Source organism: Saccharopolyspora taberi (genome assembly GCF_039534165.1).
Taxonomy (GTDB): domain Bacteria; phylum Actinomycetota; class Actinomycetes; order Mycobacteriales; family Pseudonocardiaceae; genus Saccharopolyspora_D; species Saccharopolyspora_D taberi.
The window spans coordinates 105,516-118,315 of record NZ_BAAAUX010000019.1; the positions used below are offsets into that span (position 1 = coordinate 105,516).

General features: G+C 69.2%; 17 protein-coding genes. 15 read left to right on the top strand and 2 right to left on the bottom strand.

Annotated features, from left to right (window positions below; all coding sequences use genetic code 11):
- Positions 1-6: 6 nt before the first annotated feature.
- Entirely contained in the window at positions 7-1,551 is a 1,545-nt protein-coding gene (locus tag ABD691_RS22265) for an FAD-binding oxidoreductase (RefSeq protein WP_344682729.1), read from the bottom strand.
- Positions 1,548-2,495, bottom strand: a complete 948-nt coding sequence (locus ABD691_RS22270; protein ID WP_344682731.1) for a class I SAM-dependent methyltransferase — start codon at positions 2,493-2,495, stop codon at positions 1,548-1,550. Before ABD691_RS22270 ends, ABD691_RS22265 begins: the two co-directional genes overlap by 4 nt.
- A gap of 198 nt (positions 2,496-2,693) precedes the next feature.
- On the opposite strand from ABD691_RS22270, the gene ABD691_RS22275 reads away from it, so the two are divergent.
- From ABD691_RS22275 to ABD691_RS22345, 15 genes are all read left to right on the top strand, one after another.
- Positions 2,694-3,704, top strand: a complete 1,011-nt coding sequence (locus ABD691_RS22275) for a methyltransferase (protein WP_344682732.1) — start codon at positions 2,694-2,696, stop codon at positions 3,702-3,704.
- A 192-nt stretch (positions 3,705-3,896) separates the two neighbouring features.
- Complete coding sequence (locus ABD691_RS22280; protein ID WP_344682733.1) at positions 3,897-4,787, top strand: hypothetical protein; 891 nt, start codon at positions 3,897-3,899, stop codon at positions 4,785-4,787.
- A complete protein-coding gene (locus ABD691_RS22285) occupies positions 4,784-5,248 on the top strand; it encodes a hydrogenase maturation protease (protein WP_344682735.1) in 465 nt (154 codons plus the stop codon). Before ABD691_RS22280 ends, ABD691_RS22285 begins: the two co-directional genes overlap by 4 nt.
- Before the next feature lie 123 nt (positions 5,249-5,371).
- Complete coding sequence (locus ABD691_RS22290; protein ID WP_344682737.1) at positions 5,372-6,397, top strand: NADH-quinone oxidoreductase subunit B family protein; 1,026 nt, start codon at positions 5,372-5,374, stop codon at positions 6,395-6,397.
- A 22-nt stretch (positions 6,398-6,419) separates the two neighbouring features.
- Positions 6,420-8,189 carry a nickel-dependent hydrogenase large subunit gene (locus tag ABD691_RS22295; protein ID WP_344682739.1) on the top strand — a complete coding sequence of 590 codons (1,770 nt, stop codon included), beginning with the start codon at positions 6,420-6,422 and terminating at the stop codon, positions 8,187-8,189.
- 1 nt (position 8,190) lies between these two features.
- Positions 8,191-8,709: a nitrogen fixation protein NifU gene (locus tag ABD691_RS22300; protein WP_344682740.1), complete on the top strand. Its 519-nt coding sequence runs from the start codon at positions 8,191-8,193 to the stop codon at positions 8,707-8,709.
- Positions 8,710-8,714: 5 nt separating this feature from the next.
- Positions 8,715-9,323: a DUF5947 family protein gene (locus ABD691_RS22305; RefSeq protein ID WP_344682742.1), complete on the top strand. Its 609-nt coding sequence runs from the start codon at positions 8,715-8,717 to the stop codon at positions 9,321-9,323.
- A gap of 9 nt (positions 9,324-9,332) precedes the next feature.
- Positions 9,333-9,536 (top strand): hypothetical protein, encoded by a 204-nt coding sequence (locus tag ABD691_RS22310; RefSeq protein ID WP_344682744.1) that lies wholly within the window; start codon positions 9,333-9,335, stop codon positions 9,534-9,536.
- Positions 9,533-10,171: a DUF6084 family protein gene (locus ABD691_RS22315; RefSeq protein WP_344682745.1), complete on the top strand. Its 639-nt coding sequence runs from the start codon at positions 9,533-9,535 to the stop codon at positions 10,169-10,171. The genes ABD691_RS22310 and ABD691_RS22315 overlap by 4 nt, the downstream gene beginning before the upstream one ends.
- Complete coding sequence (locus tag ABD691_RS22320) at positions 10,168-10,800, top strand: hypothetical protein (RefSeq protein ID WP_344682747.1); 633 nt, start codon at positions 10,168-10,170, stop codon at positions 10,798-10,800. Before ABD691_RS22315 ends, ABD691_RS22320 begins: the two co-directional genes overlap by 4 nt.
- The gene (locus ABD691_RS22325) at positions 10,793-10,924 is read left to right on the top strand and encodes a hypothetical protein (RefSeq protein WP_344682748.1); all 132 of its coding nucleotides are present in this window, start codon (positions 10,793-10,795) and stop codon (positions 10,922-10,924) included. Before ABD691_RS22320 ends, ABD691_RS22325 begins: the two co-directional genes overlap by 8 nt.
- 88 nt (positions 10,925-11,012) lie before the next feature.
- Positions 11,013-11,630, top strand: coding sequence for a D-sedoheptulose-7-phosphate isomerase (locus tag ABD691_RS22330; protein ID WP_344682750.1), 618 nt, complete (start codon positions 11,013-11,015; stop codon positions 11,628-11,630).
- A 41-nt stretch (positions 11,631-11,671) separates the two neighbouring features.
- Positions 11,672-11,848 (top strand): HypC/HybG/HupF family hydrogenase formation chaperone, encoded by a 177-nt coding sequence (locus ABD691_RS22335; protein WP_425565138.1) that lies wholly within the window; start codon positions 11,672-11,674, stop codon positions 11,846-11,848.
- The gene (locus ABD691_RS22340; protein WP_344682754.1) at positions 11,845-12,543 is read left to right on the top strand and encodes a D-sedoheptulose-7-phosphate isomerase; all 699 of its coding nucleotides are present in this window, start codon (positions 11,845-11,847) and stop codon (positions 12,541-12,543) included. Before ABD691_RS22335 ends, ABD691_RS22340 begins: the two co-directional genes overlap by 4 nt.
- Positions 12,521-12,790 (top strand): HypC/HybG/HupF family hydrogenase formation chaperone, encoded by a 270-nt coding sequence (locus ABD691_RS22345; RefSeq protein ID WP_344682756.1) that lies wholly within the window; start codon positions 12,521-12,523, stop codon positions 12,788-12,790. The genes ABD691_RS22340 and ABD691_RS22345 overlap by 23 nt, the downstream gene beginning before the upstream one ends.
- Positions 12,791-12,800: the final 10 nt, after the last annotated feature.

Here is a 12,800-nt window from a genome sequence, read left to right on the forward strand (position 1 = left end):
AACCTCCTACCGGGTTGGATGCGACGCGTACTCGTTCGGCGACAAGAGCTCGTAGCGGCCGGGTGCCAGCACTCCGATGGGATCGACCGCGGACTTCAGCCGTGCGATGACCGACGCGGAGTCGTCGGTGGCGGTCAGCTCGGGAGCCGAGTGGGCGGTGTACCGGTACGGCGGGTAGCCCTGCGCGACGAGCTGGGAGCTCATCCGCCGGTGGCAGGCGCGTGCCCGGTCGTCCTGCCCGGGTTCGTCCCGGTCGTAGACCAGCGCAGTGGTGACGGTGGCGGTGCGCTCGGAGACCAGGTTCAGGCCGATGTTGGGTTCGAAGCCGAACTCGGTGCTGGTGCGCTCGATCGTGGCCACGGCCGCCACGACGTCGCGACCGGTCATCGGCACGACCGGGGTGATCCAGATCAGCCCGCACCGGTCGCGGTCCGGATCGAGATCGCGTTCGGGGCGCGGCGCGGGTTTGCGCCAGTAAGCCATGGCGAGGTGGTCTTCAACGGGTACGCCGCACTGGATCGTGTCCCGCTCGCCCGCCTCGAACGACAGGGATTCGGTGTGCGGCCCCAGGAATCGGCTGACCACCTCGCGCAGCGCGCGGCCATGTGCCGCGTCGACCGCGTGCAGTGATCCTTCGCCGTTCCAGGCGGACAGGCCCCAGTGCTCGCGAAGCTTGCGACGCGCGGATTCGGGCAACGGGGTTTGGTTTCCGCACAGATCCCGCGGGTACTGCTGGTGCCCGGAAAGAGCGCGGACGTCGTTGGCGATGACGAACCCACTGCCGAGCACTCCGGCCAACCGCAGCTCACGCACCGCGTCGGCAAGCGCGCCCAGATCGGTCTCGGCGGCGGCGAACCGGAAGCTCAGGAAGTTCCGCGCCCGAGGCGCCAACCAGAGCGTCATCCGCGTGACCACACCGAGGTTGGACTGGGTGAACAGGCCGTCCAGCCACGGCCCCACGCCCCAGCGGTGCAGCGGCCCCGTCCGGGCGCCGGCGTAGCGGGTGAAACCCATCCGGAGCACTTCGCCGGTGGGGATGACGACCTCCATCCCGCAGACGTGGGAGAACCGGTCGCCGTAGAGCCCTTCCCCGAGCCCTCGTTCGACCACGTTGCCCACCAGGCTGGAATCCGGGCTGCTGCCCGTGACGCTCGGACGCAGCCGCGAGCGGCGGGAGCGCAGGAACGCGTGCAGATCGGCTTGGGTGACGCCCGGCTCGACGGTCACGTAGGCCAGGTCCTCGTCGAAGTCGACGATCCGGTTGAGCCGGCCGAGACCGAGGAGCGCGCAGCCGTCCCGGGGTGGGACCGTCGAGCCGTAGCCCCAGTTCTTGCCGGTGCTGACCGGGTACACCGGGACGTGGTGGCGAGCGGCGATGCGCAGGCACTCCCGGACCTCGTCGCGTGAACCCGGGTGAACGACCGCGGTGACCGCCTGCTCGGTGGCGTAGGTTGTCGTTCCCATCGCGGCGAGCACGGACGGATCGGTGCTCACGTGCGAATCACCCACGACGTCGCGCCATTCCCGCACCGCACCGGCGAGTGCGCTCACGTGGCGTCTCCTGCCGTCGACCGCTGCGGGGCAGCCACCGGCTCGAAGGCGATCGAGTGGTCGGACCAGGAAGCGGCGACCGCCACGCGGGTGCCCAGCTCGACCGCGAGCGGTTCGGCGAACCGGAAGAACGACTGGGGCCAGTGGGAGTCGTGCCGTTCCGGGCTGTTGCTGAGACCCGTTCTGGTGTCGAGGGCCAGTTCGAACCAGAACACGACTCCGTCGCACCGCCCGCTGGTCTCCGCGGTGAACTCCGTCGTCCGCACATCCGCGGTGAGCGGGTCCGAGCCGAAGTCGAACGAGGCCAGCGGCCGCGGCTCGGCGATCAGCCGGTGCACGTGCTCTGCCAGCCTGGCCTCGATGTAACCGGGCTGCGCGAACTCGTTGAAGAGGCTCACGTCGTAACCGCACGCGGTCGTGACGTGGTTCAGGCCGCACAGGGCGGCGCTCTCCACCGGCGCACCGATGAGCGTCGCACCAAAAGGAATGATGCTCGCGTCCGGACCCGCGAGACACGTCCGGGCGTGGCGCATCGCGGGGAGGATTCCCTCGCCGAGAAGCCCGAAATCCACCGTCTCGGTGACGACCACATCGGCTCTCGCCGGGAGGTCCTCGCCCACGACGAGATCGGTGGAGCGCTTGTTCACGATCGTCACCACGTCGTCGCACCCGTTGGCGCGGACGATCTCGCGCGCCACGTCCGCGATCTGCGGAACCACCTCGCACGAAACGACCTGCCGCGCGCCGCAGGAGGCCGCGATCATCGCGAGCAGACCGCTGCCCGCGCCGATGTCAAGCACCAGGTCACCCGGCCGCACGGCGGCGCGAATCGCCCGTTCGTAGCACGCATTCCGCTCCCCGTCGTTGAGCATCGGGAAATGCCAGGTCGGAATCCCCGCGAGGGAGGCGGGGGCGAGTCCATCGCCCACGTGCGGAACCGCCATCGAAACTCTCCTCAGGGTGGGGACACGCGACAGCCAGCAGGGGAAACCTTAGTATTGGCGGGAAATTTCGAAAGCGCCGCTTCGAAACACTGCCTGATCGAGGGTAAGCCCGAACACGAATTCGTTACCCCGATAGGGAGAAATTCTGCTCTGTTCGAACACCGCGCCTGAATCGGAATGATTTTCGGAGGTATTGCCATGAGTGCGGACCCATCAGTTCAGGTCGCCGACGATGTGATGGAGCACCTGCTGTCCACGTACCTGCTGCGAGCGGCGTTGCAGCTGGGGGTGCCCGACGCGGTGGCGGACGAGCCGTTGCCGGTGGCCGAGATCGCCCGCCGCACCGACACCGACCCCGGCACCCTGGCGCGGCTGCTGACGGCGATGAGCGCCTGCGGATTCATCCAGTACGCGGGCGATGGCCGATACCAGCACAACCCGGTTTCCCGGGAGCTCATGTCCACCGCCAAGGGCTGCTTGCTCAACGACGTGGTCACCGACGAGAAGCTGTGGGAGGCGTGGGGGAATCTCGCCGACGGCGTGCGCACGGGCAAGAGCCCCTTCGCCACGACGCACGGCGTCGACTTCTACGCCTACCTGGCCACCAGACCGGAACGGCTCTCGGAATTCCACGATGGCCTGGGCGCGGTTCTGGAGGAGACACCTGAACTGCTCAAGCACCTCGATCTCCGCGGGGTGAGCAGAATTGTCGACGTCGGCGGAGGCCGCGGTTACCTTCTTCGGGACATCCTCGTCGCCCACCCCGGTGTTCGGGGAGTGCTGTTCGACCTGCCGGAAACGTTGGAGGCCGCCGTGCCGGAACTGCGCAGCGGGCCGCTCGCGGATCGCTGCGAGATCGTGGCGGGTGACGCACGCATCGCGATGCCGACCGGCGCCGACGCGTACCTGCTGTCCTTCGTGCTGCACAACTGGGACGACGACACCTGCGTGCGCATCCTCTCCCAGTGCGCCGAGGCGGGACGTCCGGGAGCCCGCGTCATCGCCCTGGACATGCTTCTCGATTCCGACGAGCACTCGTCCTCGTGGCAGGCGCTCAATGATCTCGACATGTTCGTCAGGTTCGGCGGCGGCGAGCGCCACGAGTCGCAGTTCGCGGACCTGTTCGAGCAGGCGGGGCTCGCCTACACCGGTTCCGCGCCCATCGCCTCCGCGCTGTGCCACGTCATCGAGGCCGAGATTCGGCGGTGATTTCTCGGCTCATCGGCGGACCACGTTCGGGCGGGGATCCGTTCGGGTAGCGGCAGTGCTTGGTCCAGCCTGCCCGACTGCCGAGGGATTGCCACGCGCCCGGCCATCACAACCGACCGGAGCGCGCTGAGGTGCCGGGCGGCGAAATCTGGCCGACACTCCAAGTCCGTGCTGCCAACGGACGGAGTGGTCATGACCGTGGACAACGCACGTGCGGTGGCCGATGCCGTTCTGCTCGAAGGGTATTTGCTCTACCCGTACCGGGCTTCGGCGTTGAAGAACCGGATGCGCTGGCAGTTCGGCGTTCTCGCCCCGAAGGACGAGGAAGCTGAGCCGTCGTTCGCGCGCACCGAATGTCTGTGCGTCGCGGATCCCGGTGCAAAGCTGGACGTTCTGGTGCGGTGCCTGCAACTGCGCACTCGTCGGGACGAACCGAGCTGGGACGAAGGCGAACTGCGCGAGGTCGACGCGACCGTCGAGCTCGATTCTCTCCAGCAAGGAAGGGAAATCCTGTTCGGGATTCCCGGCGGGGCGGACGATCGTTCGCGCTGGCTTCCGCTGTCCGGGGCGATCGGAATCGACCTGACCGCAGTCGCAGGAGGTTTCAACCGGCTCACCGTGGTCGTTGAGAACCGCACCCGATACGAACCCGCCTCCCGCGAGGAGATGCTGCGGCGCTCGCTGGTCTCGACGCATGTGGTTCTTGCGCTGCGCGGTGGACATTTCCTCTCACTCGTCGATCCGCCCGAGGCAGCTCGCGAGGCCACGCAGGCGTGCCGCAACGAGCACACCTGGCCGGTGCTGGTCGGGGAACCGGGCCAGTGCGACGTCATGTTGTCCGCGCCGATCATCCTCTACGACCACCCGGCCATCGCACCGCAGAGCGCAGGAGACTCCTTCGACGCGACGGAGATCGACGAGATCCTGACCCTGCGCACCCTGACCCTCACCGAGGAGGAGAAGCGGGAGGCCCGGCAGACCGACCCCAGAGCGGCGGCCGTCGTCGACCGGGCCGAACAGCTCACCGCGGAGTCCCTGCTGAAGATGCACGGCACGCTCCGGTACCCGGAGAGCCCGGAATGAAGATCCTCGTCGCAGGCGTGGGCAACGTCTTCCTCGGCGACGACGGCTTCGGCGTCGCCGTCGCCGACCGGCTGGCCGGCGATCCTCCCGCGGGCGCGCGGGTCGAGGACTTCGGCATCCGGGGAGTGCATCTCGCGTACGAACTCATGAACGGGTACGACGTGCTGGTCCTCGTCGACGCGGTCGCACGGGGCGAGGTGCCCGGGACCGTCTCGGTGATCGAGCCCGACCTCGCCGCGATCGACCCCTCGCCCGGGATGGACGCCCACGGCATGAACCCGGACTCGGTCCTCACCTGCTGCCGAGGACTCGGCGTTCCGCTGGGCAGGGTTCTCGTGGTCGGCTGCGAACCCGCGGACTGCTCGTACCGGTGGGGACTCACCGAACAAGTGGCGGAATCGGTGCCCGCGGCCGTGATCACCGTTCGGAACCTCGTCGCTTCGGTCGCCCAGGAGGCATGATCCCGCTGCTGCGCCGGGCAAACGGCCTTACGGTGTGTCGGTGACCTCGCCGCCGCCGTCGGCCGACAGGGGGAGCCGACCCAGCGGAGCGCGCGGCGAGGACCGGAGGATCCGGGGTGGCGTATGAGTGCATCGCCCAACCTCGACGAGGTCCACATCCTCTGGACTTCGGAGGGCATGAGCTGCGACGGCGACACCGTGTCGGTGACCAACGCGACGTTGCCCAGCATCGAGGACGTGGTGCGGGGAACGGTTCCGGGGATCCCGAAGGTGCATCTGCACAACAAGGTCCTCTCCTACGAGACCGGCGCGGAGTTCATGGCCGCGTTCCACCAGGCCGACCGCGGCGAGCTGGGGCCGTTCATCCTCGTCGTGGAGGGTTCGATCCCCAACGAGCGGATCAACGGTGACGGCTACTGGACCTCCATGGGCAACGATCCGGAGACCGGTGAACCGCGCACCCTCAACGAATGGCTCGACCGGCTCGCCCCGAAGGCGTGGGCCGTGCTGGCGGCGGGCACCTGCGCCACCTACGGCGGCATCCACGCGATGGCGGGCAACCCGACGGGGTGCATGGGGCTGGCCGACTACCTCGGCGGCGACTTCCGCTCCGCCGGTGGGCTGCCGATCGTCAACGTGCCCGGTTGCCCGGTGCAACCGGACAACTTCATGGAGACCCTGCTGTGGTTGCTGCACCAGGCCGCCGGGCTGGCGCCGACCATCCCGCTGGACGAGCAGCTGCGTCCGACGTGGCTGTTCGGCAAGACCGTGCACGAGGGCTGCGACCGCGCCGGCTACTACGAGCAGGCGGACTTCGCGCGGGACTACAACTCGCCCAAGTGCCAGGTGAAGATCGGCTGCTGGGGCCCGGTGGTCAACTGCAACGTGACCAAGCGCGGCTGGATGGACGGGCTCGGCGGCTGCCCGAACGTGGGCGGGATCTGCATCGGCTGCACCATGCCGGGGTTCCCGGACAAGTTCATGCCGTTCATGGACGAGCCTCCCGGCGGCAGCCTGTCGTCCGGCGTGCTGCGCGCCTACGGCCCGTTCGTCCGGACCCTGCGCAGCATCACCAACCACAGCGCGAACCGGGAGCCCAGATGGCGGCACAACCGGGCCGAACTGACCAGCGGCTACCAGCCGCGATGACCGAAGCGGGGGTAGCGGCGGGATGAGCGCGGAGCAGCGGAACCTGGTCGACGTCGAGTTCGACCCGATCACCCGGATCATCGGCAACCTCGGCATCTACACCAAAGTGGACTTCGACAACGGCGAGGTCGCCGAGTGCCGGAGCACCTCGTCGTTGTTCCGCGGGTACAGCGTTTTCATGAAGGGCAAGGACCCGCGCGACGCGCACTTCATCACAAGCCGGATCTGCGGCATCTGCGGGGACAACCACGCGGTGTGCTCGATCTACGCGCAGAACATGGCCTACGGCGTCAAGACCCCGCCGCTGGGCGAGTGGATCATGAACCTCGGCGAGGCCGCGGAGTTCATGTTCGACCACACCATCTTCCAGGACAACATGGTCTTCGTCGACTACTGCGAGAAGATGGTGTCGGAGACCAACCCGTCGCTGCTCCGGCGGGCCGAGCAGGCCGGGGCTTCGCGCGGGGACGTCCACGGGTACCGCACCATCGCCGACATCATGCGGTCGTTCAACCCCTTCGAGGGCGAGACCTACCAGGCCGCGCTGGAGATGTCCCGCATCACCAGGGAGATGTGCTGCCTGATGGAGGGCAGGCACGTGCACCCCTCCACCCTCTACCCCGGTGGTGTCGGCACGGTCGCCACGCCGCAGCTGTTCACCGACTACCAGGTGCGGCTCGTGCGGGTGCTGGACTTCGTCAAGCGCGCGGTCGCGATGAACGACGACGTGTTCGACTTCTTCTACGAGGCGCTGCCCGGGTACGAGGAGGTCGGCCGCAGGCGCACCATGCTGGGCTCGTGGGGGTGCTTCCAGGATCCCGACGTCGTCGACTACGACTACCGGAACATGACCGAGTGGGGCCGCGCGATGTACGTGACCCCGGGGATCGTGGTCGACGGCGAGCTGCTGACCACCGACCTCGTCGACATCAACCTCGGCATGCGGGTCCTGCTCGGCAGCTCCTACTACGGGGACTGGGTCGACGAGCAGCGGTTCGTCGAGCACGACCCGCTGGGCAACCCGGTCGACCAGCGGCACCCGTGGAACCAGACCACGATTCCCCAGCCGCAGAAGCGGGATCTCGACGGCGGCAAGTACAGCTGGGTGATGAGCCCGCGCTGGTACGACGAGCGCACCGGCGACCACCTCGCGCTCGACACCGGGGGCGGCCCGATCGCGAGGCTGTGGGCGACCGCGCTCGCCGGCCGCGTCGACACGCCGTACGTGCGTTCCACCGGGCACAGCGTGCAGATCGACCTCGCCAAGGGGCGATCACTGCCCGACATGCGGCTGGAGTGGCGCCCTCCGCGCTTCCCCAACACCTTGGAGCGCAACAGGGCGCGGATGTACTTCGTCGCCTACGCCGCCGCGATGGCCCAGCACTTCCTGGACCGCGCGCTGGCCGAGGTGCGCTCCGGCAACACCAAGGTGTTCGAGGACTTCGACGTCCCGGACGAGGCGATCGGAGTCGGCTTCCACGAAGCGGTCCGCGGCGTGCTTTCGCACCACCTGGTGATCCGGGACGGGAAGATCGCCAACTACCACCCGTACCCGCCCACGCCGTGGAACGCCAGCCCGCGCGACACCTACGGCACGCCCGGGCCGTACGAGGACGCGGTGCAGGGACAACCGATCTTCGAGGAGAACGGGCGGGACGACTTCAAGGGCATCGACATCATGCGCACGGTGCGGAGCTTCGATCCGTGCCTGCCGTGCGGAGTCCACATGTACCTGGGAGGTGGCCGGGTGCTGGAGCGCACGCACTCGCCGATGTTCGGCGCGGGCTCCTGACATGAGCTGGGATTCCGAGCAGGCCCGCCAGGAGATCGCGCGCGCCGAGACCCTGCTGTCCGACCTGGGAGCGGGGAGCGAACCGGTCGCGGGGGCGCACGCGATCGAGGCGGTTCGCGCGGTCGTCGGACTGTACGGGGAGTGCCTGGGCCGGATGGTGCGCAGCGTCGAGCAGGCCGGCCACACCGGGCTCGCCGCGGAGTTCGCCGGCGACGAACTGGTGTCGCACCTGCTGCTCGTGCACGACCTGCATCCGGTCGCGCTGGAGGACCGGATCACCGGCGCGATCGCCGAGGTGAGCCGGACCTTCGACGAGCCGATCCGGTTGCTCGACGTGCGCGACGGCGCGGCGCGAGTCCGGGTCGAGGCGCGTGGCTGCGGGTCCCCGCGGATGCACACCTCGGTGCGGGCGGCGGTGCTGGAAGCAGCCCCGGAACTCGACCGGGTCGAGATCGACGCCACGGCCGAGCCGGACGCCGTGATTCCCGTCGACGACCTGTTCCCGCGGGCCAGGAGCTGAGCGCCGTGGCTACGACGTTGTGGCAGCTCGCCCACCGCAGACCCCTGTCGCCACCCGCGCCGGGGAACCGCTGCGAGCTCTGCGCGGACGCCCTGGGCGAACGGCACCACCACATCCTCAACACCGCTGACGGCAGGCTGTTGTGCGCCTGCCCCGCGTGCGGCGTGCTCTTCGACCACCAGGCAGCGGGCGGTGGGCACTACCGGCTGATCCGGTCGCGCCCGCACCGGCTCGGGGAGTTCCGGCTCGACGACGCCCTCTGGGCGGAGTTCGGCATCCCGGTCGGACTGGCCTTCTTCGTCCGCAGCGGGGAAAGCGACCGGGTCACGGCCTTCTACCCGAATCCCGTCGGCACCATGCGGGCCGCCGTCGATCCGGCCGGTTGGGAGTCGCTGGTCGGCGCGAACCCGGATCTGTCCGCTATGGACACCGACATCGAGTCCCTGCTGGTGGAAAGACTCCGCGGCGGGACGAACGCGTGGTTGCTGCCGGTGGACGAGTGCTACCGGCTGGTCGCGCTGCTGCGCACGCACTGGCGCGGCTTCACAGGTGGTGACCAGGTCTGGCGGCAGCTCGACCGGTTCCTGGCGGACCTGGGACGAAGGCGGAGCTGAGGAGGAAACGTGATCAGAGTGGGAAAACCGGACACCACCCGCGACGCCCCCGCCCACGTCGCCGGGGTTCCGCAGGGCAACAGCGTCGGCCACTACCAGCGCCAGCCCGGACATCACGCGGACGGGACGTCGACCGCGCGCAGGTCCACCGGCATCGGCGCGAAGCACCACGAACCCGTCCTGCCGTCGATGCCGAACCTCTCACCGGCATGACCGCACCGGACCTGGAGTTCACCGTCACCGGGGCGGAACCGGCCCGGATGGCCGCGGTTCCGACGCTGCACTTCGACCTCGATCTCCGCAGGACCGGCGGCGGGCCGGTCCGGTCGGTCGTGCTCACCACGGCGATCCGCATCGCCCCGGCCCGCCGCCGCTACGGGGCCGCCGAGCAGGACGCCCTGGTGGAGCTGTTCGGCCTGCCGCAGCGGTGGGCGCAGACGATGCGCCCGCTGCCCTGGACGCGGCTGACGACCACCGTCGGCGCGTTCACCGACCACGTCGTGGTGCCGTTGCCGGTCGTGTGCACCGAAGGCGTCGAGCTCGCGGTGGCGAAGTACCTGCACGCGGTGCGGGACGGCTCGGTTCCGCTGGAATTCCTGTTCAGCGGCACGGTCTTCCACCTCGACGCGGCGGAGCGACTGCGCACCGCGCAGATCGACTGGTCTCGGGAAGCCGCCTTCGACCTGGAGGTCGCCTCGTGGCGCGCGGCGATCGGGGACACGCACTGGGTCCAGATGTCCGACAGCGCTTTCGCGCGCCTGCACGACTACCGGCGCTCGCACGCGCTGGGCACGCTGGGCGAGGCGATCGGCTCCCTGCTGACCACCGCCGAACAGGACGTCCCGTGATCCCCGGCGCGGTTCCGGCGACCGGGACGCGCGTTCGGCTGCGGCCGTCCCGGCGCGCGGACATCGTGGATCTCGCTCTGGCGGGCAAGGTAGCCGAGGTGGACGCCGTCGAGCACGGTGCGGACGGCCGCGTCTACGTGGTGGTGTCCCTGCTCGGCGACACCGCGGCGGACCTCGGGCCGATGAGCCAGATCGGTCATCGGTTCTTCTTCGCACCGGAGGAGCTGGAACCGCTTTCCGAAGGTGCCGGACGGCGGGTTCTCCTCGCGGCTGTCGGAGATACCTCCGCCCCGCACGAACGCGGCGTGCGCGAAGTCGTCCGGATCCTGCGCGGGCGGTGTCTGCCGCCAGGTGTCCGCGTCGCGGACTTCGGAATCCGGCGACGCGATCTGCTGCGCACGCTGGCGGACTTCGACGTGGGAGTCCTGCTGTGCGGCCACCCGGTGGGAGCGGCCCCTCCGATCGGTCTCGCGCACTGGGCGGCTGAGCTTCCCTCGGAAGCACCCGGGTGCAGCAGGGTTACCGCGATCGGCTGCGGGAATTCCGCCGAATCGGGTGAGGTGCGGGAGGCGGTCCGGAACATCATGTCGATTGTGGACAGTGCTTTGCGGGAGGAAACAGATGGATGACGAAATTTGCTTCTCGCGCAACGAGGTTCGCGCCGTGATTGGCGTGCTGGTCGCGGTCGCGGCGGTGGTGCTCGTGCTGCAGCTGCCGGCGATCGCGCGGTACCTGAAAGCGACTCGAATGTGACTGCGGCGCAGGCAGATCGAGTTGTTGCCGGTCAGCGCCGCCCGTAGCGTGAGTCCGTCGCACGATCGCGAGTGAGGATGTGACCTCGATGCCGTGGTCCGAGGAGTCGGCCGTCGCCGCCGTCGACGAGATCTTCGAACGGCGAACCCCGCCGTTGCTGGATTTCGTCGACGACGCCGAGCGCGTCGCGCGAGCGTGCCACGCGATGGCCGAGCGGTTCCACGCCGGGGGCAAGCTGATCGTCTTCGGCAACGGCGGTCCGAGCACCGATGCGCAGCACGTCGCCGTCGAGTTCGTGCACCCGGTGATCGTGGGCAAGCGGGCGCTTCCGGCGATCTCGCTGACCGCGGACGTGGCGACCGTGACCGGGGTCGCCGCGGGCGAAGGGCTGGACGAGGTGTTCGCCCACCAGATCCGGCAGCTGGCCGACCCGCAGGACATCGCACTGGGCATCTCCACCGACGGAAGCTGCGGAAACGTGCTGCGCGGTCTGTCGCAGGCCCAGCGCGCGGGCCTGCTGACCATCGGACTGCTGGGCGGGGACGGCGACCGCATCGCCCGCTCCGGCATCGATCACGTACTGATCGCCCGCGCCCGGGATCCGCGGGTGGTCAAGGAGGTCCACGTGACCACCTACCACGTCCTCTGGGAGCTGGTCCACGTGTTCCTCGAACATCCGGGCGCCCTGCGGGGGCGGAGCGCATGACGGCGGCCGAACCCGGGCGCGCATGCACCGGGGAGTCCTGCGTGACCTGCTCCGACGAAGCCGTGGCCGTCCGGGTGCTCAGCCTGCTGGACGACGGGCTCGCCACCGTGGCCACCGACACCGGTGCGGAAGTGGTCAGCGTCGCGCTGGTCCGCGCGGTGCCGGGCGACACGGTGCTGGTCCACGCCGGTGAGTCGATCGCGATCGTGGAGGAGTGACCGCTGTGGAGCTTGGTGCGGGATCGGTCGAGTCGCTGTACCCGTTTCTGTCCGCCGAGACCAACGACGTCGATACCGTGCTCGACGAGGTTCGCCGATCCACCCAGGCCAAGGCGCGCGAGATCATACGCCTGCGGGACGAGGTCAGGCGGCGCTACCGCGAGGAGATCGTCGAGTGCGCGGCGGCGATGGCCGACCGCCTCGCCTCCGGTGGCCGGTTGCTCGCCTTCGGCAACGGCGGCAGCTCCACCGACGCGCAGGACCTCGCCAGCCTGTTCATGCACCCGGGGCAAGGCGCCACCGCCCTCCCGGCGATCGGGCTGACCAGCGACGTGGCGGTGGTCACCGCGTTGTCCAACGACGTGGGTTTCGACGTGGTGTTCGCCCGCCAGATCGCGGCGTTCGGCCGCGGCGGCGATGTCGCGGTGGGACTGTCCACCAGCGGGAACTCCGCGAACCTGCTGGGGGCCTTCGAAGAAGCCGCGCGGCGCGGACTCCTCGCGGTCGGCATCGCCGGTGACGAGGGCGGGAAGATGGCCGAGTCCCGGCACATCGACCACCTCTTCGTGGTCCCGTCGACCTCGGTGCACCGGATCCAGGAAGCCCAGACCACCCTCTACCACGCGCTGTGGGAGACGACCCTGCTGGCGTTGGGAACAGGAGGAACGGCCGATGTGCCTCGCGATTCCCGGTGAGATCCTCGAAATCCTCCCGGACCGCCCGGAGCTGGCCAAGGTCGAGGTCAGCGGGGTGCGCCGCAACATCAACATCAGCCTCCTCGACCCGCCGCCGGAACCGGGCACGTGGATCCTGATCCACGTCGGTTTCGCCCTGTCGGTCGTGGACGAGCACGAGGCCCGGGCGGTGCTCGAATTCCTCGAAGGGCTCGGGCAGAACTACACCGACGAGATCGACGCGCTGCACGACTCGCGCATCGAGTGACCGGGGGCGG

Bases quoted from the DNA above. Each gene is read 5' to 3' on its own strand.
- ABD691_RS22290 (WP_344682737.1), top strand. From the start codon at position 5,372: ATGAGTGCATCGCCCAACCTCGACGAGGTCCACATCCTCTGGACTTCG.
- ABD691_RS22280 (WP_344682733.1), top strand. From the start codon at position 3,897: ATGACCGTGGACAACGCACGTGCGGTGGCCGATGCCGTTCTGCTCGAA.
- ABD691_RS22295 (WP_344682739.1), top strand. From the start codon at position 6,420: ATGAGCGCGGAGCAGCGGAACCTGGTCGACGTCGAGTTCGACCCGATC.
- ABD691_RS22330 (WP_344682750.1), top strand. From the start codon at position 11,013: ATGCCGTGGTCCGAGGAGTCGGCCGTCGCCGCCGTCGACGAGATCTTC.
- ABD691_RS22300 (WP_344682740.1), top strand. From the start codon at position 8,191: ATGAGCTGGGATTCCGAGCAGGCCCGCCAGGAGATCGCGCGCGCCGAG.
- ABD691_RS22285 (WP_344682735.1), top strand. From the start codon at position 4,784: ATGAAGATCCTCGTCGCAGGCGTGGGCAACGTCTTCCTCGGCGACGAC.
- ABD691_RS22275 (WP_344682732.1), top strand. From the start codon at position 2,694: ATGAGTGCGGACCCATCAGTTCAGGTCGCCGACGATGTGATGGAGCAC.
- ABD691_RS22315 (WP_344682745.1), top strand. From the start codon at position 9,533: ATGACCGCACCGGACCTGGAGTTCACCGTCACCGGGGCGGAACCGGCC.
- ABD691_RS22325 (WP_344682748.1), top strand. From the start codon at position 10,793: ATGGATGACGAAATTTGCTTCTCGCGCAACGAGGTTCGCGCCGTGATT.
- ABD691_RS22345 (WP_344682756.1), top strand. From the start codon at position 12,521: ATGTGCCTCGCGATTCCCGGTGAGATCCTCGAAATCCTCCCGGACCGC.
- ABD691_RS22270 (WP_344682731.1), bottom strand. From the start codon at position 2,495: ATGGCGGTTCCGCACGTGGGCGATGGACTCGCCCCCGCCTCCCTCGCG.